This window comes from Priestia sp. 3CA3 (assembly GCF_056836725.1).
On the sequence record NZ_JBXENJ010000009.1, the window covers coordinates 31,948 to 56,874 of the forward strand.

The 24,927-nt window shown below is 37.8% G+C and carries 30 protein-coding genes; 14 read left to right on the forward strand and 16 right to left on the reverse strand.

The window, feature by feature from the left end:
- The first annotated feature begins 54 nt into the window (after positions 1–54).
- Positions 55–585, forward strand: coding sequence for a tryptophan transporter (locus AC1VNJ_RS21500; protein WP_482641279.1), 531 nt, complete (start codon positions 55–57; stop codon positions 583–585).
- Positions 586–842: 257 nt separating this feature from the next.
- On the opposite strand, the gene yhzF is transcribed toward AC1VNJ_RS21500, so the two are convergent.
- Positions 843–1,061 (reverse strand): membrane protein YhzF, encoded by a 219-nt coding sequence (gene yhzF / locus AC1VNJ_RS21505; RefSeq protein WP_465245805.1) that lies wholly within the window; start codon positions 1,059–1,061, stop codon positions 843–845.
- 73 nt (positions 1,062–1,134) lie between these two features.
- On the opposite strand from yhzF, the gene AC1VNJ_RS21510 reads away from it, so the two are divergent.
- Together AC1VNJ_RS21510 and AC1VNJ_RS21515 are read left to right on the forward strand one after the other, a co-directional pair.
- Positions 1,135–1,530: a YtxH domain-containing protein gene (locus AC1VNJ_RS21510; protein ID WP_028412556.1), complete on the forward strand. Its 396-nt coding sequence runs from the start codon at positions 1,135–1,137 to the stop codon at positions 1,528–1,530.
- A 113-nt stretch (positions 1,531–1,643) separates the two neighbouring features.
- On the forward strand, positions 1,644–2,240 hold the full coding sequence (locus AC1VNJ_RS21515; RefSeq protein WP_014461677.1) for an HTH-type transcriptional regulator Hpr: 597 nt from the start codon (positions 1,644–1,646) through the stop codon (positions 2,238–2,240).
- A 3-nt stretch (positions 2,241–2,243) separates the two neighbouring features.
- Here AC1VNJ_RS21515 and AC1VNJ_RS21520 read toward each other — a convergent pair whose 3' ends face one another.
- Positions 2,244–2,588, reverse strand: a complete 345-nt coding sequence (locus AC1VNJ_RS21520; RefSeq protein WP_028412557.1) for a DUF1878 family protein — start codon at positions 2,586–2,588, stop codon at positions 2,244–2,246.
- 476 nt (positions 2,589–3,064) lie between these two features.
- Here AC1VNJ_RS21520 and AC1VNJ_RS21525 point away from each other — a divergent pair, with 476 nt between their 5' ends.
- A complete protein-coding gene (locus AC1VNJ_RS21525) occupies positions 3,065–3,244 on the forward strand; it encodes a hypothetical protein (RefSeq protein ID WP_013055312.1) in 180 nt (59 codons plus the stop codon).
- A 35-nt stretch (positions 3,245–3,279) separates the two neighbouring features.
- On the opposite strand, the gene AC1VNJ_RS21530 is transcribed toward AC1VNJ_RS21525, so the two are convergent.
- Together AC1VNJ_RS21530 and AC1VNJ_RS21535 are read right to left on the reverse strand one after the other, a co-directional pair.
- A complete protein-coding gene (locus tag AC1VNJ_RS21530) occupies positions 3,280–3,375 on the reverse strand; it encodes a YjcZ family sporulation protein (RefSeq protein WP_016762974.1) in 96 nt (31 codons plus the stop codon).
- 36 nt (positions 3,376–3,411) lie between these two features.
- Positions 3,412–3,501 carry a YjcZ family sporulation protein gene (locus tag AC1VNJ_RS21535; protein WP_074682953.1) on the reverse strand — a complete coding sequence of 30 codons (90 nt, stop codon included), beginning with the start codon at positions 3,499–3,501 and terminating at the stop codon, positions 3,412–3,414.
- Positions 3,502–3,808: 307 nt separating this feature from the next.
- Between AC1VNJ_RS21535 and AC1VNJ_RS21540 the strand changes: the two genes are divergently transcribed.
- Positions 3,809–4,732, forward strand: coding sequence for a peptidylprolyl isomerase (locus AC1VNJ_RS21540; RefSeq protein ID WP_013055311.1), 924 nt, complete (start codon positions 3,809–3,811; stop codon positions 4,730–4,732).
- Positions 4,733–4,774: 42 nt separating this feature from the next.
- On the opposite strand, the gene AC1VNJ_RS21545 is transcribed toward AC1VNJ_RS21540, so the two are convergent.
- The 4 genes from AC1VNJ_RS21545 to AC1VNJ_RS21560 form a co-directional block, all read right to left on the reverse strand.
- On the reverse strand, positions 4,775–4,957 hold the full coding sequence (locus tag AC1VNJ_RS21545; protein ID WP_013055310.1) for a sporulation YhaL family protein: 183 nt from the start codon (positions 4,955–4,957) through the stop codon (positions 4,775–4,777).
- Between the two features lie 65 nt (positions 4,958–5,022).
- On the reverse strand, positions 5,023–5,964 hold the full coding sequence (gene yhaM, locus AC1VNJ_RS21550; protein ID WP_013055309.1) for a 3'-5' exoribonuclease YhaM: 942 nt from the start codon (positions 5,962–5,964) through the stop codon (positions 5,023–5,025).
- 469 nt (positions 5,965–6,433) lie between these two features.
- Positions 6,434–7,687, reverse strand: a complete 1,254-nt coding sequence (locus AC1VNJ_RS21555) for an ABC transporter permease (protein ID WP_048020592.1) — start codon at positions 7,685–7,687, stop codon at positions 6,434–6,436.
- On the reverse strand, positions 7,680–8,579 hold the full coding sequence (locus tag AC1VNJ_RS21560) for an ABC transporter ATP-binding protein (RefSeq protein WP_482641280.1): 900 nt from the start codon (positions 8,577–8,579) through the stop codon (positions 7,680–7,682). Before AC1VNJ_RS21560 ends, AC1VNJ_RS21555 begins: the two co-directional genes overlap by 8 nt.
- A gap of 141 nt (positions 8,580–8,720) precedes the next feature.
- On the opposite strand from AC1VNJ_RS21560, the gene AC1VNJ_RS21565 reads away from it, so the two are divergent.
- The gene (locus AC1VNJ_RS21565) at positions 8,721–8,906 is read left to right on the forward strand and encodes a YhzD family protein (RefSeq protein ID WP_028412560.1); all 186 of its coding nucleotides are present in this window, start codon (positions 8,721–8,723) and stop codon (positions 8,904–8,906) included.
- A 40-nt stretch (positions 8,907–8,946) separates the two neighbouring features.
- On the opposite strand, the gene AC1VNJ_RS21570 is transcribed toward AC1VNJ_RS21565, so the two are convergent.
- The 6 genes from AC1VNJ_RS21570 to AC1VNJ_RS21595 form a co-directional block, all read right to left on the reverse strand.
- Positions 8,947–9,219, reverse strand: a complete 273-nt coding sequence (locus tag AC1VNJ_RS21570; protein WP_013055305.1) for an HU family DNA-binding protein — start codon at positions 9,217–9,219, stop codon at positions 8,947–8,949.
- A 112-nt stretch (positions 9,220–9,331) separates the two neighbouring features.
- Entirely contained in the window at positions 9,332–10,135 is an 804-nt protein-coding gene (locus AC1VNJ_RS21575; RefSeq protein ID WP_099330612.1) for an enoyl-CoA hydratase, read from the reverse strand.
- Between the two features lie 6 nt (positions 10,136–10,141).
- The gene (locus AC1VNJ_RS21580; RefSeq protein WP_049162849.1) at positions 10,142–11,755 is read right to left on the reverse strand and encodes a long-chain fatty acid--CoA ligase; all 1,614 of its coding nucleotides are present in this window, start codon (positions 11,753–11,755) and stop codon (positions 10,142–10,144) included.
- 114 nt (positions 11,756–11,869) lie between these two features.
- Positions 11,870–13,372: a coproporphyrinogen III oxidase gene (locus AC1VNJ_RS21585; protein WP_182029536.1), complete on the reverse strand. Its 1,503-nt coding sequence runs from the start codon at positions 13,370–13,372 to the stop codon at positions 11,870–11,872.
- A gap of 344 nt (positions 13,373–13,716) precedes the next feature.
- Entirely contained in the window at positions 13,717–14,595 is an 879-nt protein-coding gene (locus AC1VNJ_RS21590; RefSeq protein WP_028412564.1) for a Cof-type HAD-IIB family hydrolase, read from the reverse strand.
- 179 nt (positions 14,596–14,774) lie between these two features.
- On the reverse strand, positions 14,775–15,125 hold the full coding sequence (locus AC1VNJ_RS21595; RefSeq protein ID WP_013055299.1) for a YlbF/YmcA family competence regulator: 351 nt from the start codon (positions 15,123–15,125) through the stop codon (positions 14,775–14,777).
- Positions 15,126–15,312: 187 nt separating this feature from the next.
- On the opposite strand from AC1VNJ_RS21595, the gene AC1VNJ_RS21600 reads away from it, so the two are divergent.
- The 7 genes from AC1VNJ_RS21600 to AC1VNJ_RS21630 all read left to right on the forward strand — a co-directional run bounded on the left by AC1VNJ_RS21600 (position 15,313) and on the right by AC1VNJ_RS21630 (position 22,703).
- Positions 15,313–16,659: a YheC/YheD family endospore coat-associated protein gene (locus tag AC1VNJ_RS21600; protein WP_482641281.1), complete on the forward strand. Its 1,347-nt coding sequence runs from the start codon at positions 15,313–15,315 to the stop codon at positions 16,657–16,659.
- Complete coding sequence (locus AC1VNJ_RS21605; RefSeq protein WP_482641282.1) at positions 16,656–17,735, forward strand: YheC/YheD family endospore coat-associated protein; 1,080 nt, start codon at positions 16,656–16,658, stop codon at positions 17,733–17,735. Before AC1VNJ_RS21600 ends, AC1VNJ_RS21605 begins: the two co-directional genes overlap by 4 nt.
- A 4-nt stretch (positions 17,736–17,739) precedes the next feature.
- Complete coding sequence (locus AC1VNJ_RS21610; RefSeq protein ID WP_482641283.1) at positions 17,740–19,089, forward strand: YheC/YheD family endospore coat-associated protein; 1,350 nt, start codon at positions 17,740–17,742, stop codon at positions 19,087–19,089.
- The gene (locus AC1VNJ_RS21615) at positions 19,086–20,246 is read left to right on the forward strand and encodes a YheC/YheD family endospore coat-associated protein (RefSeq protein ID WP_482641284.1); all 1,161 of its coding nucleotides are present in this window, start codon (positions 19,086–19,088) and stop codon (positions 20,244–20,246) included. Before AC1VNJ_RS21610 ends, AC1VNJ_RS21615 begins: the two co-directional genes overlap by 4 nt.
- A gap of 66 nt (positions 20,247–20,312) precedes the next feature.
- The gene (locus AC1VNJ_RS21620) at positions 20,313–20,522 is read left to right on the forward strand and encodes a YheE family protein (RefSeq protein ID WP_028412569.1); all 210 of its coding nucleotides are present in this window, start codon (positions 20,313–20,315) and stop codon (positions 20,520–20,522) included.
- A gap of 29 nt (positions 20,523–20,551) precedes the next feature.
- Entirely contained in the window at positions 20,552–21,454 is a 903-nt protein-coding gene (locus tag AC1VNJ_RS21625; RefSeq protein WP_033580652.1) for a PucR family transcriptional regulator, read from the forward strand.
- Between the two features lie 139 nt (positions 21,455–21,593).
- Positions 21,594–22,703: an ABC transporter ATP-binding protein gene (locus AC1VNJ_RS21630; RefSeq protein ID WP_025752961.1), complete on the forward strand. Its 1,110-nt coding sequence runs from the start codon at positions 21,594–21,596 to the stop codon at positions 22,701–22,703.
- A 23-nt stretch (positions 22,704–22,726) separates the two neighbouring features.
- Here the strand turns inward: AC1VNJ_RS21630 and AC1VNJ_RS21635 are convergent, their stop codons facing one another.
- Positions 22,727–22,969 carry a hypothetical protein gene (locus AC1VNJ_RS21635; protein ID WP_034268022.1) on the reverse strand — a complete coding sequence of 81 codons (243 nt, stop codon included), beginning with the start codon at positions 22,967–22,969 and terminating at the stop codon, positions 22,727–22,729.
- 292 nt (positions 22,970–23,261) lie between these two features.
- Here AC1VNJ_RS21635 and AC1VNJ_RS21640 point away from each other — a divergent pair, with 292 nt between their 5' ends.
- On the forward strand, positions 23,262–23,480 hold the full coding sequence (locus AC1VNJ_RS21640; RefSeq protein ID WP_013055290.1) for an alpha/beta-type small acid-soluble spore protein: 219 nt from the start codon (positions 23,262–23,264) through the stop codon (positions 23,478–23,480).
- Between the two features lie 65 nt (positions 23,481–23,545).
- On the opposite strand, the gene AC1VNJ_RS21645 is transcribed toward AC1VNJ_RS21640, so the two are convergent.
- Positions 23,546–24,811, reverse strand: coding sequence for a hemolysin family protein (locus AC1VNJ_RS21645; RefSeq protein ID WP_482641285.1), 1,266 nt, complete (start codon positions 24,809–24,811; stop codon positions 23,546–23,548).
- Positions 24,812–24,927: the final 116 nt, after the last annotated feature.

The following is a 24,927-nucleotide window of genomic DNA, read 5'->3' on the forward strand; positions in this document are numbered from 1 at the left end:
ATAGACGCACTATTGGTATATTTCGAGCTTAGCTTAGAAGAGGAGAGATGAGAAATGAATACAAAAGTTTTAGTTTCTTTAGCGTTATTAGTCGGAATTGGAGCGGTTCTCCACACGGTGGTACCTCCCATTTTATTTGGAATGAAGCCAGATATGATGTTAACAATGATGTTTTTAGCAATCCTGTTGTTTCCTAGCGTAAAAAATGTTGCATTGGTTAGCTTAACCACAGCAGTTATTTCTGCTTTAACAACAAGCTTTCCTGGCGGACAAATTGCAAACTTGATTGATAAACCAATTACAGCATTTGTTTTCTTTGCATTATTTATGCTTGTAAAAAAAGCAATAGGCATGAAAACACCAGTTGCCGCTGCTTTAACAGCTGTTGGCACGCTCGTATCAGGAACCGTATTCTTGTCTGCTGCCGCGCTAATCGTCGGCTTACCGAGCGGAAACAGCGTCATGGCGCTTGTTGCTGCGGTTGTGTTACCTGCAACAGTAGTGAATACAATCGTTATGGTCGTTATTTATCCAATTGTTCAATCCGTGCTAAAACGTACAAGCATCAAAGCAAAATTATCGTAACGTCAAGAGCCTGATTTAGTTAAGAATCAGGCTCTTTTTTTACACCAAAAGCTAAGGCCCGCCAAAGCGTGGCGGACCTTTAGATAAAACGGTTCATTTATAGTATGTTGCTGATCTTTTAGAGACAATCTAAAGTCCGGCTCTTAACTTGTTGCTTAAAAAGAAATGATACAGGATGCTTTTCACTTAAATTTCATTTGCAGCTCATACAATAGGTATGAAGACTTACTATGTAATAAAGGTTTAAGTTCCCCATCCTAGGTTACATAATAAAGTATAAGCGCCAATAAAAAACTCGCAAAAGCCACTGTCGCACATGTAAGAGACTTTTGTTTAAGCACATGTTTAGGTGGATATGATGCCGTTCTAGTCGTAAGGCTAAACCATTTAAAAGCAGCGAGAAAAAAACTCAGGCTAATCATCAAAAGAATGAATAAAGCTATCCCATGTTGATAACCTCCTTCTTTTGTATAAATCTATGCTATTTTTTTATGATTATGTCAGAAGGAAGTGTTAGCAATTACTTTACTACATAGGAGGAAATAAATAATGAGTAGAATGAAAAAACTAGCAGCTGGAGCAGCAATCGGAAGCACCGTAGCCGCTATTACAACGCTTCTTATTACTCCATATTCAGGACGAGAACTTAAACAGCGTGTCAGTTCTCGAAAAGACCGAGTTAACGCTTCACAACAAGAGCTCTCAACAAAAATAAAAGCTGTTTCTCAACAAGTACAAATGACCGCCAGAGAAGGAAATACTATAGTGAAAAATATCGCAAGTGACCTTTCTACTACCCTTGGTCAGTTTAAAGAAGAAATTGTCCCTCATAAGGAATCCATTCAGCATCATTTGAAAGAAATCCAAAATTCTTTGTCAAACCTAGAGGAACATGTACAGACAACTAAAAATCCCAATGAAAAAATTGACAAAAAAGAAGGTTAAAGCGCCTTCTTTTTTAATTTTTTAAAATTTTGTAAATTTACATCTTTATAATTTTTTATTTTATTGGCATAATAGAAGATAAATAAAAAAAGAGACTAAGTAGGTGGGAGAAGATGAAAAAGACTAGTGATCAGGATTACAGTTTGAAAGAAGCACTTCTATTTAGCCAACGTATTGCCCAATTAAGTAAAGCCCTTTGGAAAACCGTAGAGAAGGATTGGCAGCAATGGATTAAGCCTTATGACCTTAATATTAACGAGCATCATATTTTGTGGATTTCATATCATTTAAACGGGGCTTCCATTTCCGAAATTGCCAAGTTTGGAGTTATGCATGTTTCTACTGCATTTAACTTCTCCAAAAAACTAGAAGAACGAGGTTTACTTGAGTTTTCTAAAAAAGAAAGCGACAAGCGAAATACGTACATTCAGCTGACAGATAAAGGCGAGGCCATTTTACTGGATTTAATGGAACATTACGAACCTTCTAATAATTCAGTATTCAGCGGCGCACTTCCGTTGCGCGACTTGTACGGCAAATTCCCTGAGTTTATGGAACTAATGACCGTCATCCGCAAAATTTACGGTGAAGATTTTATGGATATCTTCGAGCGATCTTTCCATCATATCGAAGAAGAATTCACTGAAGAAGATGGCAAGCTTGTCAAGAAAGATAAAGAGAACCACCAGGAGACTATTTCAAACTCTTAATGGTTAGTCCCTTATCCATTGAATAATTTCAAAAAATTCATTCATCACATCTTGATAAGAAGGTTGATAACGAAGCGATTCGACCGTCTCTCTGGGAGTTAATTTATAATTCAGCATACCAACAAATTGTGTAAGAAGCGGAACAAAGTCTGTTAGGCCTTCCGCTTTTTGCTCAATATATTCGTTTTTTGTATCTTCACACAGAATTAAAATTTCCTCTACTTCCCTCTTTGTAAGCTGATTTCTTACCACTAAATCAATAAATGGTTTAGCTTCTTGTTCAGATGTCCCAGATAACAGTTTTATGTAATATTCTAAACGTGATACTCGAGATTCTAAAGTTTCCATCCGCTTCCCCTACTCCTTCAACGTTCATATATCTCTACTCCATATTGTACATGATTCGTTCATGTTCTTCCAAATAATTCTTTCTTCGTCAATCACATTTCCTGTTTGAGTAGCACCGTATAAAGATTTTCATATACTGATTATGTACTCACTGCATATATTAATATAAATCCCTCTGTCCTTTTTAACAATCCTTTTGCACAATGGCTGATTGTTACTCATTTCTTATCCATTCACTTTGCTATTTCGTTTAAAACCTATTTCTCAACTTCTTAACTACCCTTTATAAAATAAAAACCGCATTTCTGTGTAAATACCTTTTGAAATTCTTTGCTCAACTGTATATATAACTATCTATTTTACCGCTTTTTTGGTAATGTTAATATAGATATTTGTAAATTCATACAAAGCTGTACTATATAAATGACTATAAGACTTTTTGTCTTCGTCACACTGATTTTGTTAGGGGGATTTTTATGTACATATTCTTTATTGTATTTGCACTATTCATTTTATTCTACATCAATGCACTAACAAATACATTGTGTATTCAAAAAGAAATTCCAGCTGAAAAACAGCCTAAAGTTTTTCGTACGATTAATGTATTAATTACCATTTTATTAGTTTCATCTTATATTGAAGTATCATTTACATAAAAAACGGTGAGATGTCTCACCGCTTTTTTATAGGCTTAGCAAAAACAGCTAGCGCCGATGATAACTAATAAGATGAATAATACGACTAATAGAGCAAATCCACTGCCGTATCCGCATCCGTAAGAACCCATATCTATCGCCCCTTTCCTTTTATATTCACCTGTTTCCTAGTGGTAACATGCACAACCAACAATGACTAATAAGATAAACAGTACAACTAATAGTGCAAAACCGCCTCCATATCCGCATCCGCTCATTTGAGCACCCCCTTTGTTTACTAATACTGCATCTTATGCATCAGCTCAAAAAACGTCTAGGCTTTTAGCCCAAACTCCATAATTTATTTCTCTTGCTTCTCGTTTGGAGATTACTCTGTGAGTTTGTCCACCATTTTGAAAACGCTTTATAAAAAAGCCATCATAAGCGTATAATCACTCCACGCTTAGTGGAAAATAAATGTAAATTTACGTGGTTTTAACTTCATTTGCTAACATCAGGAAATGTGATATAGTAAATCTTGAGTCAAGCTACATAAGTAAAAATGATGAGTAGGAGTGTTTACGTATGAAAAAAAGCTTAGTTGCACTAACAACGGCAGCCAGCCTCGTTGCTTTATCAGCATGCAGTGGGGGAAATGATGCTTCAAATGCAAACGATTCTTCAAAAGTAATTGTAGAAACAAAAGCAGGCAATATCACTCAAGGTGATTTGTATAAGCAAATGAAAGATACAATCGGACAAGACCAATTTAATACACTCGTACGAAGCGTTACCGAAGAAAAAGTATTGAGTAAAAAATATAAAGTAACGGATAAAGAGCTTGATCAGCAGCTGAACATTCTAAGAGAACAATACGGTGATCAGGTGGATTCAGTTATTAAGCAAAAAGGCGAAAAAGAAGTCAAAGATATGCTAAAAGTAGATATCCTCCGTGAAAAAGCTGCTACGGCAGGCATTAAAGTATCGGACAAAGAACTGAAAAAAGCTTATGATGAATATAAAGCTCAAAAACCTCAAATTCGCGCAAGTCATATTTTAGTAAAAGACGAAAAGACAGCAAACGAAGTAGAAGCGAAAATCAAAAAAGGCGAGGACTTTGCTAGTCTAGCAAAAGAATATTCAACGGATCAGCAGTCTGCAGCTAACGGCGGCGATTTAGGCTACTTCGGTGAAGGCCAAATGGTTAAAGAATTTGAAGAAGCGGCTTACAAGCTGAAAAAAGGTGAAGTAAGTAAACCAATCAAAACAGAGTACGGCTACCATATCATTAAACTAGTCGATAAAAAGAAAGTAGAATCGTTTGAGAAAAAGAAACCCGAACTTGAGCAGCAAATCAAACGTTCAAAAGTAGATCAAGCAGAAGCGAACAAGAAGATTCAAAAAGAGCTTGATAAAGCAAAAGTGGAAGTCAAAGATAAAAATGTAAAACCAATTTTCGAAGAAGGTGCGACAGATAGTCAATCTGGCGTAGAAACTCCTCAGCAGTAATGCTAAGAGCCTGTCACTCATGTGACAGGCTCTTTTATATAATCAGATAGAATCGCTGTTGCGTCTTTCTTTTTCCACTTGCATTCTTTCGATGAAGACTTGTCCCTCTTTTTCAATAAACGAATCATCCACTTGCTTATCATGTTGTGCAGCACGAATTGCCATAAATCCACTAAAGAAAATGCCTGCTACAACTAAATAAATCCAAATTGGTAGTGTCACCATATATTGATCCCCCATCACAGTTATTTACAACCACTATATGCGAAGGAAGAAAGACTTATACCTTTTTAATCAATAGTTGGTTTATAAAATGAACGATTATCAAGTGCAAAAATACGCTCTGTAAATTCACCAGGCTTCACTTTTGTTAATGCTCGGTCCAGCATATTCATTTTAGCGTCTACATTGTCAATCAAATGAAGCATCTCAGCCTCTTTAATTAACGGCTTTTTCGGACTTCCCCACTCTTCTTTACCGTGATGCGATAATACAAGGTGCTGAAGAAGCATGACCTCTTCTCCTTCAATCGCTAATTCTTCCGCCGCTTTTCCAATTTCATTCACCATAATCGAGATATGGCCAAGCAAGTTCCCTTCGACTGTGTATATCGTCGAAACAGGACCTGAAAGTTCAAATACTTTGCCAAGGTCATGAAGAATAACTCCAGCGTACAGCAAGTCGCGGTTTAAGCTTGGATAAAGGGTTGAAAATGACTCAGCCAGCTTCAGCATAGACACCACATGGTAGGCAAGCCCCGATACAAACTCATGGTGATTTTTAGTTGCTGCCGGATATTCTAAAAATTCCGTTTGATATTTTTTAAACAAATGGCGAGTAATGCGCTGGACATTTGAATTTTTCATTTCAAATATACTCTTTGTAATATGTTCCACCATTTCTTCTTGAGATAAAGGCGCCACTTCTAAAAAGTCAGATGTGCGCACTCCGTCTTGGGGCTGTGCAGGACGAATGTTGCGTATTTTCAGCTGGTTGCGCCCGCGGTAATTCATTACTTCTCCAGCAGCTCGCACAATCTTTTGAGCAGCATAATTTTCCTCGTCATCTGGAGATGCATCCCACAGCTTGGCTTCAATATCACCTGTTTTATCCTGTAGGATTACCGTTAAAAATGGTTTTCCATTGCTTGCAATTCCTCTCGTTGAGGATTTAATTAAAAAATAAAGATCAACTTGCTCTCCTACTTCGTATTGAGCAATTCCTTTTGTCATGCCCTTTTCCTCCTTACCACTTCATTCTATGTATTTGATAGCAAAGCTCTTATCGCTTCGTCCGCTTATTTACAGCTCTTTACATTTCATTTTACCATCGCTTGGCACCGAATGCACGGGTAGACGCTTTTTCATAAGAGATGAGATTATGACACAACAAAATCAATACAATCTAAAGACAAACAGATTGGATAAAGGAGCTAGTATGAATCGCTTGAGGCACCGCTGTTGATTTCCGTGCAAGACTTCTCTTTCCGGCAGCCGCTGAGCCTCCTCGTCGCTTCCGCTTTCTCCCAAGGAGTCTTCGTCTTGCTCTCCAATACACAGCTTGAAACAACTACATACATGCAAACTATGGTCACCATACCAATAAAAAAATCCGGACGAGTTGGATTCTCCATCAAGAATCTAGATTGTTCGTCCGGACCTCCCTTCAACTAATCTACTTTTGTCTCAGCCTCTCACTTCTTTATGTTTCTTTTTTCGTTAACTGCAGCGCCTTTTTAATATCTTTAAAAGAGGTAGATTGACCATACATAAGGACCCCTCCTTTATACACACGGGCACCAAATATAGCTAAAGCAGTAATCGTCACAACCAAAATCCCTATCGATACACTCACTTCCCACATAGGAACATTTAACATACCTACACGCAAAAACATAATCATCGGAGCAAAAAACGGGATAAAAGATGTGACCGTAATGATTGTGGTTTCAGGATCACCAAGTCCAAACATAGCAATTAAAAAAGCGGCCACAATCACAAGGGTCATGGGCGTAATCATTTGCTGTACATCTTCAATACGGCTCACAAGAGAACCTAAAAAAGCCGCGAGCGTAGCAAAAAGAAAGTACCCTAATATGAAAAAGACAAATGCATACACGAATGTAGTCAGCGGAACATCATTAAATCCGAGATAAGAAAAGATGCCGTTATGATTTGTTTCCACACTGGCTTTTAACGATGTGTAGCCCACGCTCAGTATCACTGCAAGCTGTGTTAAGCTGAGCAGTGCAATTCCAATGATTTTAGCAAACATTTGTGTAATAGGTGATACGCTCGATACGAGGATCTCCATAACGCGGGATGATTTTTCAGTAGCTACTTCCATCGCAATCATGCTCCCATACATGATAACGGCAAAATAAATAACAAACAGCAGAACATACACAAGACCTCTTGCTTGATTTAGCTCTTGTTCTGTTTTGGCATTTTCAACTAACGCTTCTTTTTTAAATGAAACAGGGCTGTAAAGCTGATCAATTTGCTTTTCTTCTAAACCAATTTTCACTGTAGCCATAGCCACTTTTGTTTGCTGTACCGCCTGTTCTAAGGTAGATGAAAGATTTGATTCGGCCAAAGAGTTAGCTTTGTACACAGCTTGAGGCAGCTGCTTATCGTTTAAAGATAAAAGTAAATAGCTATCGAGCTGCCCGCTTTTTACCGCTTGCTTTGCCTTAGCCTCAGACGTAAATTCTTTTAAATGAATGTCTGAATCCATAGCATTTACATTTTGTTTGAACAACGTATATACGCTTTCCACTTCATAGATGACACCCACATTTGTGCCATTATCGTCTGAATTAAAAACGTCGATAATTTTCTCCATATTTGTAAGAGCAACTAGAATAAGAGCAGTAATAATCGTCGTAATAATAAAAGATTTTGTTTTTAATTTATTAAGATATGTATGAAAAACGATGACCCAAAATTTATTCATAGGAAGCACCTACCTGTTCAATGAAAATATCATTTAATGAAGGCTCTTCCACTGCAAATTTAGATACAAATGAAAAATGTTTAAGTTCTTGAAAAATGAGTTGCGATACGGATTCATGCTGAATTTGAACAATCATGCCTTCAACCGTTTTTTTCACCTTTACAACACCTTCAAGCTCCGTAATTCTCTCAAACGGACCTTTCCCATGTATAATGACGTTTTTCTTGCCAAATGAACGCTTGATCTCCGGCAGTCTTCCATATACAACAGGCGTACCATGATGCATAATACATAAATATTCACAAAGTTCTTCCACATGTTCCATTCGATGACTTGAAAAAACAATCGTCGTCCCGCGTTTTTTCAAATCAAGTACCGCTTCTTTTAGTACCTCTACGTTTACAGGATCCAAGCCGCTAAAAGGTTCATCTAAAATAAGCAGCTCGGGACGATGAATAACGGAAGCGATAAATTGAATTTTTTGCTGATTTCCTTTGGATAGCTCTTCTACTTTTTTTGAAGCATATTGAGGAATATTAAATCGAGATAACCAGCGCTCCATTTCTTGCAGCACGTTAGCTTTTTTCATCCCGCGCAGCCGTCCTAGATAAACAAGCTGATCTTTGACTTTTAATTTCGGATATAATCCCCTTTCTTCTGGAAGGTAACCAACTAGATGGCTTCTACTGTAAGTTAAAGATTTATCATTCCATTGGATGTGACCTGAGGTTGGTTCAATGAGCCCTAAAATCATTCGAAACGTCGTTGTTTTGCCAGCACCGTTTGCACCTAAAAAACCAAACACTTCACCCTTTGGAATTTGCAAGGATAGTTCATTTACAGCTGTAAATTCACCGTACCTTTTTGAAACTTCACGGATAGAAAGAGACATTTAATTCCTCCTTTGTAAATAAACCTATGTTTATTGTATGGAAAAAAATGATATCTGTAAACCTTAGCAGGATTTAGAGGAATAAGACGAGAAATATGTTGAATACGCTTACAATTATACTATAAGAGGAGAGTAGATTTTATGAGTACTTATACATTAACCGCTTTTGAAAAGACTGGAGAAAAATTAATAGATGAAAGCTTCGAAGCAGCTTCTGAAACAGAAGCAAAGACAATCGGCACCAAAAAGTTAGAAGAGCTTGCCTACTTAGAAAAAACACATCGATGCGTTAGCTCTAGCGGAAAACTTGTATTATTTCATCGTTAATACAAAACGCCGGAAAGGTTTAGCTTTCCGGCGTTTTATATTACTTTACAGCTTCTTTTAGTTCTTTACCAGCTTTAAATGCCGGTACTTTTGATGCTGGAATTTGCATTTCTTCACCCGTTTGAGGGTTACGGCCTGTACGAGCAGCACGCTCGCGTACTTCAAATGTACCAAAGCCGATTAACTGAATTTTTTCACCTTCACCTAGCGTTGATGAAATTGTTTCTAGTAATGCGTCAACTGCTTTAGATGCATCTGCTTTTGTTAACTCTGATTTTGTTGCCACTGCGTTTACTAAATCTGTTTTGTTCATTTCCAATCACCTCATTAGTTTCTACATTATCTTGTGTTACCACTGTTTTGCAACTTTTAAACATGCTCTATCAATATGATAGACAAAAATATTGGCTTTTAAACTAGTTCACTTAATTTTCGGAAATATCTTTTTCACTTTGATTAAAAACAGGCGCTCGCTTTTCCAGAAACGCACGTACACCTTCCTTATGATCCGAACTTTGGCTCATAGCAAACTGACTTCTTTTCTCAAGCGCAAGCACTTGCTTTAATTGTGAAATAGATGTCTCCACATAAATTCGCTTTGTTTCCTTCAAAGCACGTGAAGGTTTTTTTAGCCAATATGAGAGATAATCTTCTACACACTTCGCCAAATCTCCTTCTTTTATTTCATCAATTATGCCAAATTGATGAGCTTCCTCTGCTTTTAATGTCTTTCCTTCCCAAATCAGCTGTTTCGCACGATGAGAACCGATGCGCTTTTCTAGTAAAAAGTGACCGCCTCCGTCTGGAATTAGAGCAATGCCGATAAAGTTCATCGCAATTTTCGTGTGTCTTTCTGCAATAATATAATCAGAAGCAAGCGCAATGCTGAGCCCTAGCCCTGCTGCCGCACCGTGCAGTACACTTATCGTCATTTGAGGCAGGCTGTATAAAGTCAGCACGGCTTCATTAATTAAATCCATCACCTGCTCAAAACGTTCTGATTGTGAAGGTGACATCATCATATTAATATCTCCCCCTGCTGAAAACACTTTTCCGTTTCCTTTTACTACTAAGAAGTCCACTTCACTTTCTTCGACAACTTTTAAACATTGAATAAACTGCTCTAGCACTTCTTCGTTTAATGCATTTAACGCATCCGGCCTGTTAAACGAAATTGTGGCGACACGCTCTTGCAAAACTAGTTCTACTACTTTTAATTCGACGGTCATATTTACTCACCCTTTCTGATAATGATTGAGGACTTGTTCACGAAGCGTACGTTTTAAAAACTTTCCGACCGTTGTCTTTGGGATTTCATCCATAAATAAAATGTCATCTGGAAGCCACCATTTTGCGAACTGCGGCGCTAAAAATTTGAGCAGCTCTTCTGACGAAACGACACCTTTATATGCATCTTTTAACACGACACAAGCAACTGGACGCTCTTGCCACACCTTATGAGGGACTGCTATGACACAGGCTTCGAAAACAGATTCATGGGCAATCAGCGCGTTTTCTAGATCAACCGATGAAATCCATTCTCCTCCGCTTTTAATTAAATCTTTTGTTCGGTCTACAATTTTGATCGTTCCCTCTTCGTCAACCGTCACAATATCTCCCGTATACAGCCAGCCGTCTTTAAACGTATCTTCTGTTCTTTTATCCTTGTAATATTCAGAAGCTACCCATGGCCCCTTTAGTAATAGCTCACCCATTTCCACTCCATCCCAAGCAACTTCTCCATTTTGACCTATTACTTTCATTTCAACGCCAGGAACTAAGAAACCTTGCTTCGCTTTTACGCTGAGCTGATACTCAGGGTCTTCGCTGTACTGATAGCTTTTTAAGCGGGAGACGGTTACAACAGGGCTTGTTTCCGTCATTCCGTATGCATGCATAAATTCAATTTGATATTTTTCCTGAAATTCTCGAATGACGCTTTTTGGGGCCGCTGATCCGCCGCATAAAATAGCCCGCAAACTATCAACTGCGTAAGGCTTTTTTTCTAACTCTTGTAAAAAATTTAACCAAACGGTAGGTACTGCTGCAGCAAGAGTTACTTTCTCTTGTTCAATGAGAGAGGCAATCGTCTCTGAGGTACAAAAAGCGCCCGGCAGCACGAGCTTTGTCCCAAACCAGACCGCAGCAAAAGGAATTCCCCATGCATTTACATGAAACATTGGAACGATAGGCATAGCGGTATCACCTTCTGATAATCCAGCACTATCAGCAAGTCCTAGCGCCATACAGTGTAAATAAATAGCGCGATGAGAATATACAACGCCCTTTGGCTCTCCTGTAGTAGCAGAGGTATAACAAAGGCCTACTGGTTCTTCTTCGCTTAAATCTTGAACAAAGGAATGCGATGCATCCCCTTGCTGAATCCAATTTTCGTAATGATACACTGGCAACTCTGTTTCTGGCAGCTCACCTTCATCTGACATAAGGATATAGGCTTCAACATGTGGAAGCCTTTGATGAATGCTTTCAAATAAAGGTAAAAAGCATTCATCAAGTAAAATGACTTTATCGTGTGCATGGTTAATGATGTATACAATTTGCTCAGAATCTAACCGGATATTAATTGTGTGAAGCACAGCGCCTATTCCCGGTACAGCAAAATAAGCCTCTAGATGTCTATGATGATTCCATGCAAACGTTCCGACTCTTTCTCCTCGCTTCACTCCAATTCGTTCTAGCATACTAGAGAGCTGCCGAGTCCGTTTTATTAACTGATTATAAGTTAAACGTTGAATCCCTTTTGAAGATTTAGAAACCACTTCTTTTTTACCAAACAGCTTTTCAGCTCTTTCCATCATAGATGGTACGGTTAACTGTACATTCATCATTAAGCGGCACCTCGCATCGTCATAATAAGAAAACGCTTACAACTTTCTTATATATTCAACAGATTCCGACATTTCCCTGCTGAAAATAAAAAAGATCACTAAAAAGTGACCTTTTTATTTCCTAAACAATTCATCTAAAATCTTGAGTTTCTCTTGCGTATAGTGCTCGAATCCATCGTTGTACGATTTTGGGTCTTTTGGATTCGCAAACCTTGTAATAATGCCTGTTTCTGGATGCACGAACTTACTGGATGCCCCGCACCCAAGGCCAATAATCGTCTGCTTTTCTTCCATGATCATAATATTGTACAGGCTCTCTTGACCAGGGAATGAATATCCAACGTTCTCTAAATTACCTAAAATATTTTTTTGGCGATATAAATAATAAGGTTCATATCCTTGTTCTTGAGTCCACTCAGTCGCTAAATCCATCATTTTACCAATTTCATAGCGATCTGCTACTTTGTATTTCCGTTTATTTTGAGTCATTTCAGACGCGCGTTTAAACGATAGCGTATGAACAGTTAAAGATTCAGGAAGCAATTTTTTAGATTCGTCTAGCGTATGCTGAAATTCTTCTACACCTTCATTTGGAAGCCCAATAATTAAGTCCATGTTAATGTTATTCATCCCCATTTTTCGAGAAAGATGAAATTTATCAATCGTTTCTTCAACTGTATGATGACGTCCAATAGCTTTTAAGGTTTCTTGAATATAAGACTGCGGATTTACACTAATCCGGTCAATATTCCATTTGTTCAAAACAGCTAGCTTTTCTTCCGTAATCGTATCGGGTCTTCCTGCTTCTACCGTAATTTCACGGATATTTTGTACATCAGGGAACGATTCATACATCTCTTCATACAGCATGTCCATTTCTTCAGCCGTAATGCTCGTTGGTGTGCCTCCGCCATAATAGACGGTTGTAATCTTGACGTCATTGTCTTTTAACCATTTCCCTACTTCACGCATCTCATAATGCAAGCCGCCTAAAAATGACGTAACAGATCCTTGACGTCCGTTAATCGCATAGGCTGGGAATGTACAGTATGCACACTTCGTCGGACAAAACGGAATGCCTATATAAATGCTTACCTCGTTCTTTAACTCATGTAAATCGGGAATAGCTGCTAGTTGACGATCCACAATATGCTGCATTAAATTAATTTTGTCATCAGTGATTAAATATTCTTCCTTTAGCTCACGATGTGCTTGTTCTTTACTTTTGCCTGACTGCAGTTTCATATGAAGCAACTTCGTTGGACGTATACCGGTTAAAATACCCCATTTTTGAACAATGTTTGTATACTCCTGTAACACAGATAAGTAGACGCGAAGCACCACATTTTTTATTTGCTTAAATTTTTCTTTTTCTGTTTCATACGGCGTAAACGATTTAGAAAGCTCTTCTGTAAACACCTTGTCCGTTGCAGCATCATGCAGCACTGCTTTCGCATAAATTTCTTCATGAACTTTTAGCTCTACTTCAACCTTCAGCTGAGCTTCGTTATCATCCTCAAAGGAGACGTTGCTTTCTTCAAAAAACAAATCTGAAATTCGGTGAAGCGGACGTAAAAAACGCTCATCTTCTATACCTTTTATATAAATGTTCAATATAATCACCTTTCAAATCAATTCTATCTAAGTAATCAGTTTACAAAACCTACGTATGTCCGGTCAAGGTGCTCAGCTCAAGGGAATACGCGGACAGGAAACAAACGGAAAAAGAGATTGAGCCATAATTACATTAATTCAACCTACAGACGAACAAATGGGATAAATAAGCTCATATGAATTGCTTGTTACACTTCTGTTGATTTACGCAGGAGTCTTCGCCTTGCCCTTCAATCAACAGTTAGAAACAGCTACATACGTGAAGCTGACGTTTATCCTACCAATGAAAAAAATCCGAACGAGTTGGATTCTTCGTTCGGATTTCCCTTCAACTAACATACTTTTATTTATTTTAAACGAAAGCTGTCAATTTGATGAAGATAACCAAGACGCTGCTGCTTTCTAAATAATTCTTTCACCATATAGGCTACACCATTTTCATTATTAGAACGAGTAACCCAATCCGCAAGCATTTTTAATTCCGTTGGTGAATTGCCCATGGCCACACCCATTCCCGCGTGTTCAATCGTTTCTACATCATCATAGCAATTTCCAATGGCTACTACGTCTTCCATCGGTATCCCTAGACGATTTGCTACATAACGAACGCCGGCAGCTTTTGTGGCTCCTTTTGGCGTAATATAGCATCTATTTTCATTTGGATACGAAAACCATTCAATATCCGGAACTGCACTGGCAATTGTTTGCTCAGCGTATTCTTTTTCTCTACGATCTGCAAAATACACTTCTATTTTTGGAGTAGAAACAGGTTCATCACGAAGCGTATCTCCTAATGAATCTACGAACTGCACGGGATAAAAGAGCGGTTCTCCCGTTTTTAACACGCTTTTAGCTACGATATTATTAGGAAGCTTTACACGATTTCCAATTGAAAACCTTTCATGCAAAATGCGGACATGACAATTAAAATTTTCAAAAAGCTGAATGAGATTAAATGTTTTTTCCTCGCTAATTCTCTTATCTAGTATCGGTTTGTCTATCGATGTTCCGATAAAGGCACCGCTATGAGTAATGAGCATTGCTGGATGAACTTTAAGTGATCGAGCAATTTTTTTAGCAGACGGAAAATGCCTGTTTGTTACTAACGTAACGTAAACCCCTTTATTTTTCACAAATTGAATTGCGTCTTTCGTTTCTTTTGTAACGCGCCCTTGGCTATTTAAAATGGTTCCATCAATATTCAACGCTAGCAATCGATAAGCCATATGAAAACCCCTTCTTTCATAGATGTCTAATCCGTTAGGATACGGTTATAAATGACCTTTTCATGATAGTCGGCATGTGTAGCCTTGTTACTAAGCTTATGAGCAGAACTGCACAATTAGAAGGAATTTCCGCATAAAAAAAGAGGAAAAGATTTCTCTTTTCCTCTTTTCTCTATCTCTTATTCAGCCGCACCGTAAAGTTCTTCAAGTGGCTTCATGATAATTTTGTTTAATTCACCAATTACCATGCTCATACGTTGCTCAGCTTCCATTAGCTTCGCGATATTTTGATCTTGTTGAACGATTGCAACTGTTTGTTGAGCTTGCTGAACTTCTTCTTCAGTGATCTCTTGGCCCATCATTTGCTTTTGTTGCAGCTCCATTTGCATTGTACGGAAACGCTCAAATAATTGTTTTGAACCTTGATCAGCGTTTACTGCTGCATATAAGTTTTTTAAGTTTGTGTAATCGTCGCTTTGACGAATTGCTTTTTCTAAATCATTTGCTACATCATGTAAGTTTACAGACACGTTAAGTTCCTCCTAATTCAGTTCTATAATTTCTTGACTTCCCTAACTATAACAAATTATTATATAAAATTCAGCTTAAGACCTTTATTTTCTCAGAAAACGATAAATTCTCTTCACAGATTGGGCTAATTCCTCATAGTATATATCAGCATTCGCCTACTAAAGGAAAGAAAAAGAGGATTCGTTTATGAATACTTTTACCATTTCTCTAAAACCACTAGAGAACCATATGAGCGACGACATTTACATTAGTTCTGCTCTGTTCTCACGTGTGAAATGCAAGCACGAGTTTACGTTAACAGTAGGCTCCATCACGAAAGAAGTCAAAGCCACTGTTTTTCAGCATCGAGAATGCTGCTTCATGATGTCGGAAGCTCTATTTGCAGACTTTTGCTTTCCGTATGAAACGCATCAGCTGAGAGGCATTTACGAAGAGAACACGTTTAGGATGGGACCCGTGATTAGCATCGTAACAGAAGTTCGAGAAGATGAAGAACCCTTTGGCTCCATTTCTGTATTTTGTAAGGAATTTGTTCAAGCTTGCAAGGAGTTAGGGTGTTTTTGCTATGTGAGCAAATTGAGCGACGTGAAGTCATTGTCCCCTAAAGGATATGTTTATCGCGGTGATCGATGGGTTTATTCAGACGTTCCCTTTCCGGGAATCGTACACAACCGGATTCATGCCAGGAAAACCGAGCAAAGCGCTGATTTTCAAACCTTTAAAACATTTTTGAAAGAGCATGACGTTCCTTTCTTTAACGCACGCTACTTAAATAAATGGACGGTTTTTCAACAGCTTAAAGATGTTGTACACTTGCTTCCATATTTGCCAAAAACGTATCAGCTTCGTTCACGTCAAGATCTTCTTGACGCTTTGGAACTTCATGACGATGTTTTTCTGAAGCCTGTTCATGGTAGCCAAGGAAAAAATATTTTTAAAATTTCAAAGAAAGAAAAGTATATTTTAGACTATACAACGTTTACACACACGTATGAAAAAGAATATGAATCTCTCTATGACTTATTTGAAACGCTTTATAGTCAATTAAAAAGGCAAGGATTTCTCATCCAAGAAGGAATTTCACTGCAAACATACAAACAGTGCCCTTTTGATTTCCGCATTCTCTGTCATAAAAAAGACGACTTGACGTGGAAAATCACGTCCATTGTCACACGTGTATCAAAACCCGGCAATTTCGTCTCAAATCTTGCTCGTGGAGGGGATATTCATCCTCCTCAGCAAGTTTTAACTCAGCTCTATGATTCAAAAACGACGCGCCATATCCTTTCACTTTTAAAAGAGATTGCGATTGAAATTTGCACACAGCTTTCTCACCCGTCTGAACTTTATGCAGAATTTGGTATTGATTTAGCGATTGATCAAGAAGGAAAGCCTTGGATTATTGAAGTAAATGTCAAACCTTCCAAACAATTAGATTCAAGCGCTTTCTCTGTTCGTCCCTCAACAAAAGCACTGCTTGATTATTGTCTGCATGCAACGAATTTTCAATTTGCCAAGGAGGATTTACGATGATTTCATTAGGCTTTTTAACGATTCACCCACAGCAAGAAGTGGAGTATGTGACCGAAATTGCTAAACATGCTTCTGAGTTTTCAATTGAAATATACCGTTTTACTCCTTTTAACATTCATCCTAACACCGAAAATATTGAAGGCTTCCGCTACGATTTACAACAAAAGAAATGGATAGAAGATTCCTTTTTACTTCCTTCGTTTATTTACGATCGCTGCTTTTATCGAAAAGACTCGCTGTCTAATAAGGCTCGCCCTATTGTAAACTGGCTTAAACAGCGGGAAGATGTTACATTTTTAGGCCATGGATTGCCCAATAAGCTAGATGTCTATGAAGCCATTAAAAAAGATAGCTATTTATCTTCATATATTCCTCCTACCACTCCAATCGAAAGTGTAGAGCAGCTTGTTCAGCTGCTTCGAACAAACGATAGCCTAATGATTAAGCCTGCCAACGGCTCACAAGGTAAAGGAATTGTGAAATTAAGACAGCGTGGACGTGAAATTGAAGCTTCTTATCAACAAAATGACATTGTAAACACCATTCTATTTTCCTCTTTTCAGGAGTTTAAGAACTGGTTTACGAAAACGGCCCGTGATGTATTGTATATTGCTCAGCCCCATATTTCATTTTTCCCTTATGAGCGCACTCCTTTTGATATAAGACTGCTATTACAAAAAGGAAACGATGGTGCTTGGAAAGAAATTGGAAGAGGAATTAGACAAGGTGAACGGGACTCCATCGTAACAAATGTAAGTTCAGGAGCATCTATTGTACCTTTTGAGAACTTGCTACCTCGCATCCCTCGCGTTCATCGTCAATATGTAATGGATGAAATCAACACCATTTGTAAAACGATTCCGTCCGTGCTGGAAAATCACTTCCCTTCTCTTTTTGAATTAGGTATTGATTTATGTATCTCGAGAGACTTCAGCATCTGGATTCTAGATTTAAATTCGAAACCGGGAAGAAAAATAGTAATGGAGACAGCACCTGAACAAAAAGAAGTCATGTATAAAAATGTCCTGTCTTACTGCGTCTATTTAGCTAACACACTATCGTATCGTAAGGAGTAATGCTATGAAAAAAACTCTTACTCGCCTTGTTGTAGTAGAGCAGCTAGGCTGCGATCTTTCTGTTCCTGCATCTCTTTACAAAGACTCCTTGAAACAAGCAGCTTTTGGAACAATGACAGCTCCATGCCTTATACAATCTTCAGAACGTGAAGAAATTCAGATTTCAGCTGAGCTAATGACAAAACTTCAAATTCCTTTCGCCCATATGATGCAACCTATTATTGTGAATGAGACCATTCACTTAGGACCTTTAATCGGTGTGTTATCCGCTGGTTTTACTGGTTCTCTGCTACGGCCAATTGGAAAGCGTTCCCTTCACTTAGCTAAACTTCTTTCTACTGCAAGTATAACAGGGGGACTTCCTTTTATTTTTGGAACTCATCATATCAACTGGGAAACCGGGACCATAAACGGCTATTTTTACGAAGAAAGCGGCTGGACACAGCATGAAGTCCCGCTTCCTAACGTTGTATATAACCGTTTGCCAAATCGAAAAACAGAGGGGTTAGCTCCTTTTAAGTTCATTAAAGAAAAGATGATGACTGATTACGGCATTCCATTTTTTAATCCTGATTTTTTCAACAAGTGGGAAATTCATGAGCTTTTAAAACTGAACGAGCAGACAGCCTATTTGTTACCTTACACGGTTGAAAGTCCTTCGTGTGAGCAAATAAAAAAACTTCTGCTTCTTCATCAAACCGTTTATTTAAAGCCGAAAAACGGAAGCTTAGGCCGCGGCATTTATACGCTAGCTTTTAAGGATTCCATGTACACGCTGACTTACAAAGGAGAAAAAGGTCTTCATGTTCAAGAAAAAGAAACCTTAGAGGAACTATTATCAGAATTTGAATATTTACTTGCTAATCCTTCATACATTGCTCAGCAAGGTATTTCATTAATCAAAAAAGAAAAGCGCTGTGTAGACTTTCGCGTGCATACGAATAAAGACGGGAATAACCAATGGGTGCTTACTGCTCTAGCTGCTAAAGTAGCCGGTCCCAACAGCATCACTACGCATCTTGATTACGGCGGAGAAATTGAAGCTACAGCCAAAATATTCACTAACCCTTCTTACAAAAAAGAAATTGAAAATAAGCTAAAAGATGCCGCTATCTCAATTAGTCATGTGCTTGAACAGGAGTTGAACGGATTAATTGGAGAGCTTGGATTCGATTTTGGAGTGGATTATCAAGGAAACGTGTGGCTGTTTGAAGCTAACTCTAAGCCCGGTCGCTCTATTTTTTCACACCCTGCCTTACGAAAAGCGGATCAACAAACTAGAAAACTTTCTCTAGAATATGCGATTTACTTATCTGGATACTATCTAAATACACCTGAAGGCATCAGCATATGATTACAATTTACTATCACAAAGAAAAGCAGCAGTGGTTTCATAATAATCCTTCAGCCTCTTACACATGGGGAGTTCAAGAAATTGAACTTCCCTTTATTCAAAGCATTTCTTCTACTCAAGCTTTTCTTCGTTTAAAAGGAGAAAAAGCAGGTCCTATTGTGGGAGTTTTAACGAACAAAGCTGTTTTGGAAAAACTGAATGTAAAACAGCGTCCTTTATTAGAACTCTTACATCATACCCTGCAAGAGAAAGGCGGGCTTCTTGCTTTATTCGCTGAAGAAACAATGTCTCATCACTTCTTTGAAGGGTATTGCTTTGACGGGGCAAAAAAGCAGTGGATCAAAACAACTTTGCCGCTGCCAAACGTTATATATAATCGTTATCCAGGAAGAAAATCAGAAACCAAAAAGCTGAAATCTTTACACAAAAAAATAAAAAGCAGGCACATCCCCCTTTTTAATTCCGCTTTTTTTTCAAAATGGAAAGTGTATCAGTTATTTTCAAAACATCCACTATTATCTTCTCACCTTCCTAAAACCTATCGTTTAACACCAGAAATTGATATTGCTAAGCTTCTGCAAAAACACTCTTCTCTTTATTTTAAGCCTATTAACAGCAGTAAAGGCGCTGGAATTTTCCGATTATCTTCCGATAAGCATACGATTATTTATCAAGATCATACACGCAAAGAAGAATTTTCTTCTTTACAAGCAATTGACCTTCCCAGGTCTGCTTATCTCATTCAAGAAGCAATTGAGACGCAGCCATTCAAAGACCGGCGCTATGACTTACGTATTTTAGCGCATCACAAAGATAGCCGGTATGTTATTAGCGGCGTCGGTATTCGACATAGTCCCTATCACTCCATTACAACACATACGTTAAACGGCGGAAGCATTTCACCTTCTCAAGATCTTGAAGATGAAGTAGATACTTCCTTTCTTTCGTCTTTTGTAAATACGTGCGGGCAAGTCCTTCAAAAGTCCTTCCCTCTCATTGAAGAATTTTCTCTTGATATGGCAAAGTCAGTCCAAGGTCATTATTATCTGTTTGAAGTGAATGCAAAACCGATGATTTTTGATGAAACAGACATTCAAACGCAAGGTGCTAAACACATATGCAACATATTTTACAAATTAACAAAATTTTTAGATTAAATGATTTTTCATCTCCTTTTCTCATGGTAAGCTTATAATAACTACTTGAGAAAGGAGATTTTCTTTATGGTTGCACATTTTCAGGTTAAACCACTGTATCAAAATAATCGAATGCCGGGCTGGCACATCTCGTTTTATATGAATCGGGTTTATTACGAGGCTGATTATTTAAAAGATGGACAAATTGTATGGAAAACTGCGCTTTCTAATCAAATAGATGAAACACAATTAATTGATTATATTCATGAGCTTATGCTTTTTCACGTTTATGAATAGTAAGCTTTCACCGAAGGGAACGAGCACAGATGAAACAGCTGCACACACTATTTGGGGATAAAATGATTAAGGCTAAAATCCCTTCTCAATTTGAACGATACAAATGGTTTTCATGTGATGAAGGCTTCATTGGAATTGAACACACGGCTTTGTCTCAAAAAGAGCAGGCATTACTTTCTGCTTTTTTAACGCCTTATGATGAGGAAGTTTCTTTCCTGACGCCAGAACAATTGTATTGGTCAAACCTGTTATTTAAAGCACCTGAAAAAGTCATTCACTCTCATCATACGCACCATTCTTTTCGCTTTACCCAGTTTTTAATTAAACGTTTGTTTGAACAAAAAATAGAGTTTGAAAATGCGCTTCACGCCTTGTATTCTACCTCGATTACTGTGTTGTGGATTGATAAACAATCAGGTATCGTTATCGAAACCTTTGATGATCCTAATGACTTAACTGAAAATTTATCAGATTCTATCGAGGTGCTATGTCATGATTTTGAAACTTCAATTCAGTTCTTTGAAGGACAAATTCACTTTTTTCCGTCTTCACCGCGATTAATTTTTGAGCGTGAAAAGAAATGGTTTTATCAAATTAAGCATACAGTCGAACAAAACCATGTTATCCATTTTACCGACGTTTTACCCCATTTGGTTCTGCAAGAGTCTTCAGAGGCAATCCAAAATCATATGATACATTTACTTGACTTAGTAAAAGATGATGGAGATCTTTTAGAAACGATTAAAGTTTATTTAGAATGTAATTTAAACGTATCTCTTGCTGCTAAGAATTTGTACATGCATCGCAACAGCTTGCAGTATAGAATTGAGAAATTTATTGATCGCACACACCTTGATATCAAACACTTCACAGGAGCTGTGTCTGCTTACTTAGCTATTCTTGCGTTAAAAAATTCGCAGGATAAAAAATAAAATGAAAGGGTTTTCGTAAATAGTGCACGAAAACTCTTTCTTTTTTTTGTGCATGTTTGCCATTTACCGTTTCATTAAAAAAAATTACACTAGAGTTAAGAAAACGGTTTCACAGAGTACATACAAGGGGGAAATGGAAATGGCTGAATTACGTTTAGAACATATTTATAAAATGTATGATAAAGATGTGACGGCGGTAAAAGATTTTAACCTTCACATTCAAGATAAAGAATTTATTGTATTTGTTGGGCCTTCAGGCTGCGGGAAATCGACAACGCTTCGTATGGTTGCAGGGCTAGAGGAAATTTCCAAAGGTGATTTTTATATTGACAGCAAGCGTGTAAATGACGTTGCTCCAAAAGATCGCGATATTGCAATGGTATTCCAAAACTACGCATTGTATCCGCATATGAGCGTATATGACAACATGGCTTTCGGCTTAAAACTTCGTAAATTACCAAAAGATGAAATCGAACGCCGCGTAAAAGATGCCGCTCGTATTTTAGGACTTGAGCAATATTTAGAGCGCAAGCCAAAAGCATTATCCGGCGGACAGCGTCAGCGTGTAGCTCTAGGTCGTGCAATCGTTCGTGATGCTAAGGTCTTCTTAATGGACGAACCTTTATCAAACTTAGACGCGAAATTACGTGTGCAAATGCGTTCTGAAATTGCGAAGCTTCACCAGCGTTTGGGTACAACAACAATTTACGTAACACATGACCAAACCGAAGCAATGACAATGGCTTCTCGTCTGGTTGTTATGAAAGATGGGATTATCCAGCAGGTTGGTACACCAAAAGAAGTATATGAAAAACCTGAAAATGTATTTGTAGGCGGGTTTATTGGTTCTCCTGCTATGAACTTCTTAACCGGAACGTTAAAAGACGGAAAGGTTCAAGTAGGCGATTCTCTTCTTGCAGTTCCGGAAGGTAAAATGAAAATACTTCGCGAGCAAGGATATTTAAATAAACAAATTATTTTAGGCATCCGTCCTGAAGATTTCCATGATGAGCCTGTATTTATTGAATCTTCACCCGGCACAAAAGTTACCATTAAAGTCGATGTATCCGAGTTAATGGGAGCTGAAACCATGCTTTATTCTAAACTTGGCGGACAAGATTTTGTAGCACGCGTAGATTCAAGAACAGATATTAAACCGCTTCAGTCTCTAGACTTAGCATTAGATATGAACAAAGCGCATTTCTTTGATGCAGAATCTGAACAGCGCATCCGTGCTGAACACGAATAAAAAAGACCCTTAGGGGTCTTTTTTTATTCCTGTATTTGCTTCAATTCCTCACTGTGACAAGTAGAGCAGTAAAAGAGATGAATACATTGGTGATTTGCTAAATCACTAGGATACCCATTTTCTACTTTTAACTGATCGATTTCCATGTAAGCACTGTAATCATCAAAATAATCGCTGACTTTTCCCATATCCCCTAGCACTTCTCCACATGCTTTGCACGTCATTTGTACATCACTAAACCCATTACATAAAGAACAAATCGACATCCGCACACCTCGCTTTACCTGATCAATATGTACCTATAATATGCACGGAATAAAACTCTCTTACTCTTTATCAAACTCCACACAAAAATTTCTATAAATTACCAATAAAATTCTATGTATATGTTTTTTTCCCTTTCGCCATAATACTAGTAACAACCGAGCACAACAGCTCGCAAACATTGAGTTACGCCGCGGTAGGCAAGCAGATCTAATCGATGCATCTGCTCGGCTGGTTCAACTCCAGCTAACTCAACCATTAAATCTATTTTATCTAACGAGGAGATGAATACACATGGCAAATTATCAAAACGCATCAAACAGAAATTCATCAAACAAGTTAGTAGCGCCTGGTGCTCAAGCTGCTATCGATCAAATGAAGTTCGAAATCGCTAGTGAGTTTGGTGTAAACTTAGGACCAGATGCAACAGCTCGTGCGAACGGATCTGTTGGTGGCGAAATCACAAAACGTTTAGTACAATTAGCTGAGCAAAACTTAGGCGGCAAGTACTAATATTAACTAATTTCATATTATGGCTTTAGCGCTCCAAGATCTCTTGGAGCGCTTTCTAATTTCTTTTAATCAGCTTCCTCATTCTTATTCGCAAATGATTTTACAGAAACTTTGCGAATGCGTCGATTTTCTACTTCCTTAATGGTAAACAATATCTCTTCATATGAGAAAAAGTCTCCTTTAGCAGGAATATGATCAAACTGCTCATATATCCATCCCCCTAAGGTATGGCACGTACTGTCAGGAGAACTAACTGCTACATAGGTTAAAAATTCATCAATAGGGATGTCTGCGTTAAATTCGTACTCCTTTTCCCCTACCTGATGTACATACTTAACAGCTTCATCATGTTCATCCCAAATCTCTCCCACAATTTCTTCTAATATATCCTCTAAGGTCACAAGACCGGCCGTTCCACCAAACTCATCAACTACAATTGCCATGTGCACCTTACTTTTTTGAAGCTCTGGCAATAGTACAGATATTTTCATGGATTCTACTACAAAAATAGGTTGTCTCAACAAATCACGAATAAAAATCTCTTTTCTTTGGACTAAACAGGTTAAAAATTCTCTTTCTGATAAAATGCCAATAATGTTATCAATATGATCTTCGTATACAGGGACTCTCGAATATCTCTCTTCAAGAAACATTTGACAAACCGAATCAATATCAGCATTTACGTCAACTGCTGTGACATCTATTCTAGGTTTTAAAATTTGCCCCACCACAATGTCATTAAAATTGAGTGAACGATGAACTAGCTCTTTTTCAATATTATTAATCGTTCCTTCTTCTTCGCTTAAATCTACCATCACTTTAATTTCATCTTCTGTGATCGTTGGTGTGGGAGCAGACGCTAACAAGTGAGAAGCTCCTTTTCTCACCTGTAAAAATAAGAAGGAAATCGGGGTTAATAATTTAATAATAAGAAATAACAAGGAAGAAATCCTCAGCGCAAAAGATTCGGCATGCTCTTTCGCTAACGATTTCGGCAAGACTTCACCAAAAATCAAAATGATGATGGTCATAACGATGATACTAATCACAAGTGCTAGGTTTCCTTTAAACACATCGAGGGCAATTTTAGCTGCCAAAGAGGACGCAGCAATGTTTACGACAACATTTCCTACTAAAATTGTCGATAGCGTCTGCTCAAAGTGTTCAGCAATATGCAGCGCTTTTTTACTTCCTCGATATTTTTTCTCAGCGTAATGTTTTAAACGAATTTTATTTACGCTTGAAAAGGCTGTCTCAGCAGATGAAAAGAAAGCTGATAACATAAGCAAAACGACTAATATCATCATTTGATTCAGAGGCAAGTCTCCCAAAAGACATTCACTCTCCTATTTTTTGATTTTTCTGTCTTTTTATCATATCAAATTTTTTTGATGTTGAATATTTTCTTCATCAACTTTGTATTACTTTATGCTACACATGCTTTTTA

Excerpts from the sequence above, each read along its gene's own strand:
- AC1VNJ_RS21630 (WP_025752961.1), top strand. The coding sequence starts at position 21,594 with ATGGCTGAATTACGTTTAGAACATATTTATAAAATGTATGATAAAGAT.
- yhaM (WP_013055309.1), bottom strand. The coding sequence starts at position 5,964 with ATGACAAAAGGAATTGCTCAATACGAAGTAGGAGAGCAAGTTGATCTT.
- AC1VNJ_RS21625 (WP_033580652.1), top strand. The coding sequence starts at position 20,552 with ATGAAACAGCTGCACACACTATTTGGGGATAAAATGATTAAGGCTAAA.
- AC1VNJ_RS21510 (WP_028412556.1), top strand. The coding sequence starts at position 1,135 with ATGAGTAGAATGAAAAAACTAGCAGCTGGAGCAGCAATCGGAAGCACC.
- AC1VNJ_RS21635 (WP_034268022.1), bottom strand. The coding sequence starts at position 22,969 with ATGTCGATTTGTTCTTTATGTAATGGGTTTAGTGATGTACAAATGACG.
- AC1VNJ_RS21535 (WP_074682953.1), bottom strand. The coding sequence starts at position 3,501 with ATGAGCGGATGCGGATATGGAGGCGGTTTTGCACTATTAGTTGTACTG.
- AC1VNJ_RS21555 (WP_048020592.1), bottom strand. The coding sequence starts at position 7,687 with ATGAATAAATTTTGGGTCATCGTTTTTCATACATATCTTAATAAATTA.
- AC1VNJ_RS21610 (WP_482641283.1), top strand. The coding sequence starts at position 17,740 with ATGAAAAAAACTCTTACTCGCCTTGTTGTAGTAGAGCAGCTAGGCTGC.
- AC1VNJ_RS21620 (WP_028412569.1), top strand. The coding sequence starts at position 20,313 with ATGGTTGCACATTTTCAGGTTAAACCACTGTATCAAAATAATCGAATG.
- AC1VNJ_RS21570 (WP_013055305.1), bottom strand. The coding sequence starts at position 9,219 with ATGAACAAAACAGATTTAGTAAACGCAGTGGCAACAAAATCAGAGTTA.
- AC1VNJ_RS21640 (WP_013055290.1), top strand. The coding sequence starts at position 23,262 with ATGGCAAATTATCAAAACGCATCAAACAGAAATTCATCAAACAAGTTA.
- AC1VNJ_RS21575 (WP_099330612.1), bottom strand. The coding sequence starts at position 10,135 with ATGACCGTCGAATTAAAAGTAGTAGAACTAGTTTTGCAAGAGCGTGTC.
- AC1VNJ_RS21525 (WP_013055312.1), top strand. The coding sequence starts at position 3,065 with ATGTACATATTCTTTATTGTATTTGCACTATTCATTTTATTCTACATC.
- AC1VNJ_RS21500 (WP_482641279.1), top strand. The coding sequence starts at position 55 with ATGAATACAAAAGTTTTAGTTTCTTTAGCGTTATTAGTCGGAATTGGA.
- AC1VNJ_RS21590 (WP_028412564.1), bottom strand. The coding sequence starts at position 14,595 with ATGGCTTATCGATTGCTAGCGTTGAATATTGATGGAACCATTTTAAAT.
- AC1VNJ_RS21530 (WP_016762974.1), bottom strand. The coding sequence starts at position 3,375 with ATGGGTTCTTACGGATGCGGATACGGCAGTGGATTTGCTCTATTAGTC.
- AC1VNJ_RS21515 (WP_014461677.1), top strand. The coding sequence starts at position 1,644 with ATGAAAAAGACTAGTGATCAGGATTACAGTTTGAAAGAAGCACTTCTA.
- AC1VNJ_RS21540 (WP_013055311.1), top strand. The coding sequence starts at position 3,809 with ATGAAAAAAAGCTTAGTTGCACTAACAACGGCAGCCAGCCTCGTTGCT.
- AC1VNJ_RS21520 (WP_028412557.1), bottom strand. The coding sequence starts at position 2,588 with ATGGAAACTTTAGAATCTCGAGTATCACGTTTAGAATATTACATAAAA.
- AC1VNJ_RS21580 (WP_049162849.1), bottom strand. The coding sequence starts at position 11,755 with ATGATGAATGTACAGTTAACCGTACCATCTATGATGGAAAGAGCTGAA.
- AC1VNJ_RS21565 (WP_028412560.1), top strand. The coding sequence starts at position 8,721 with ATGAGTACTTATACATTAACCGCTTTTGAAAAGACTGGAGAAAAATTA.
- AC1VNJ_RS21600 (WP_482641281.1), top strand. The coding sequence starts at position 15,313 with ATGAATACTTTTACCATTTCTCTAAAACCACTAGAGAACCATATGAGC.
- AC1VNJ_RS21545 (WP_013055310.1), bottom strand. The coding sequence starts at position 4,957 with ATGGTGACACTACCAATTTGGATTTATTTAGTTGTAGCAGGCATTTTC.
- AC1VNJ_RS21615 (WP_482641284.1), top strand. The coding sequence starts at position 19,086 with ATGATTACAATTTACTATCACAAAGAAAAGCAGCAGTGGTTTCATAAT.
- AC1VNJ_RS21560 (WP_482641280.1), bottom strand. The coding sequence starts at position 8,579 with ATGTCTCTTTCTATCCGTGAAGTTTCAAAAAGGTACGGTGAATTTACA.
- AC1VNJ_RS21605 (WP_482641282.1), top strand. The coding sequence starts at position 16,656 with ATGATTTCATTAGGCTTTTTAACGATTCACCCACAGCAAGAAGTGGAG.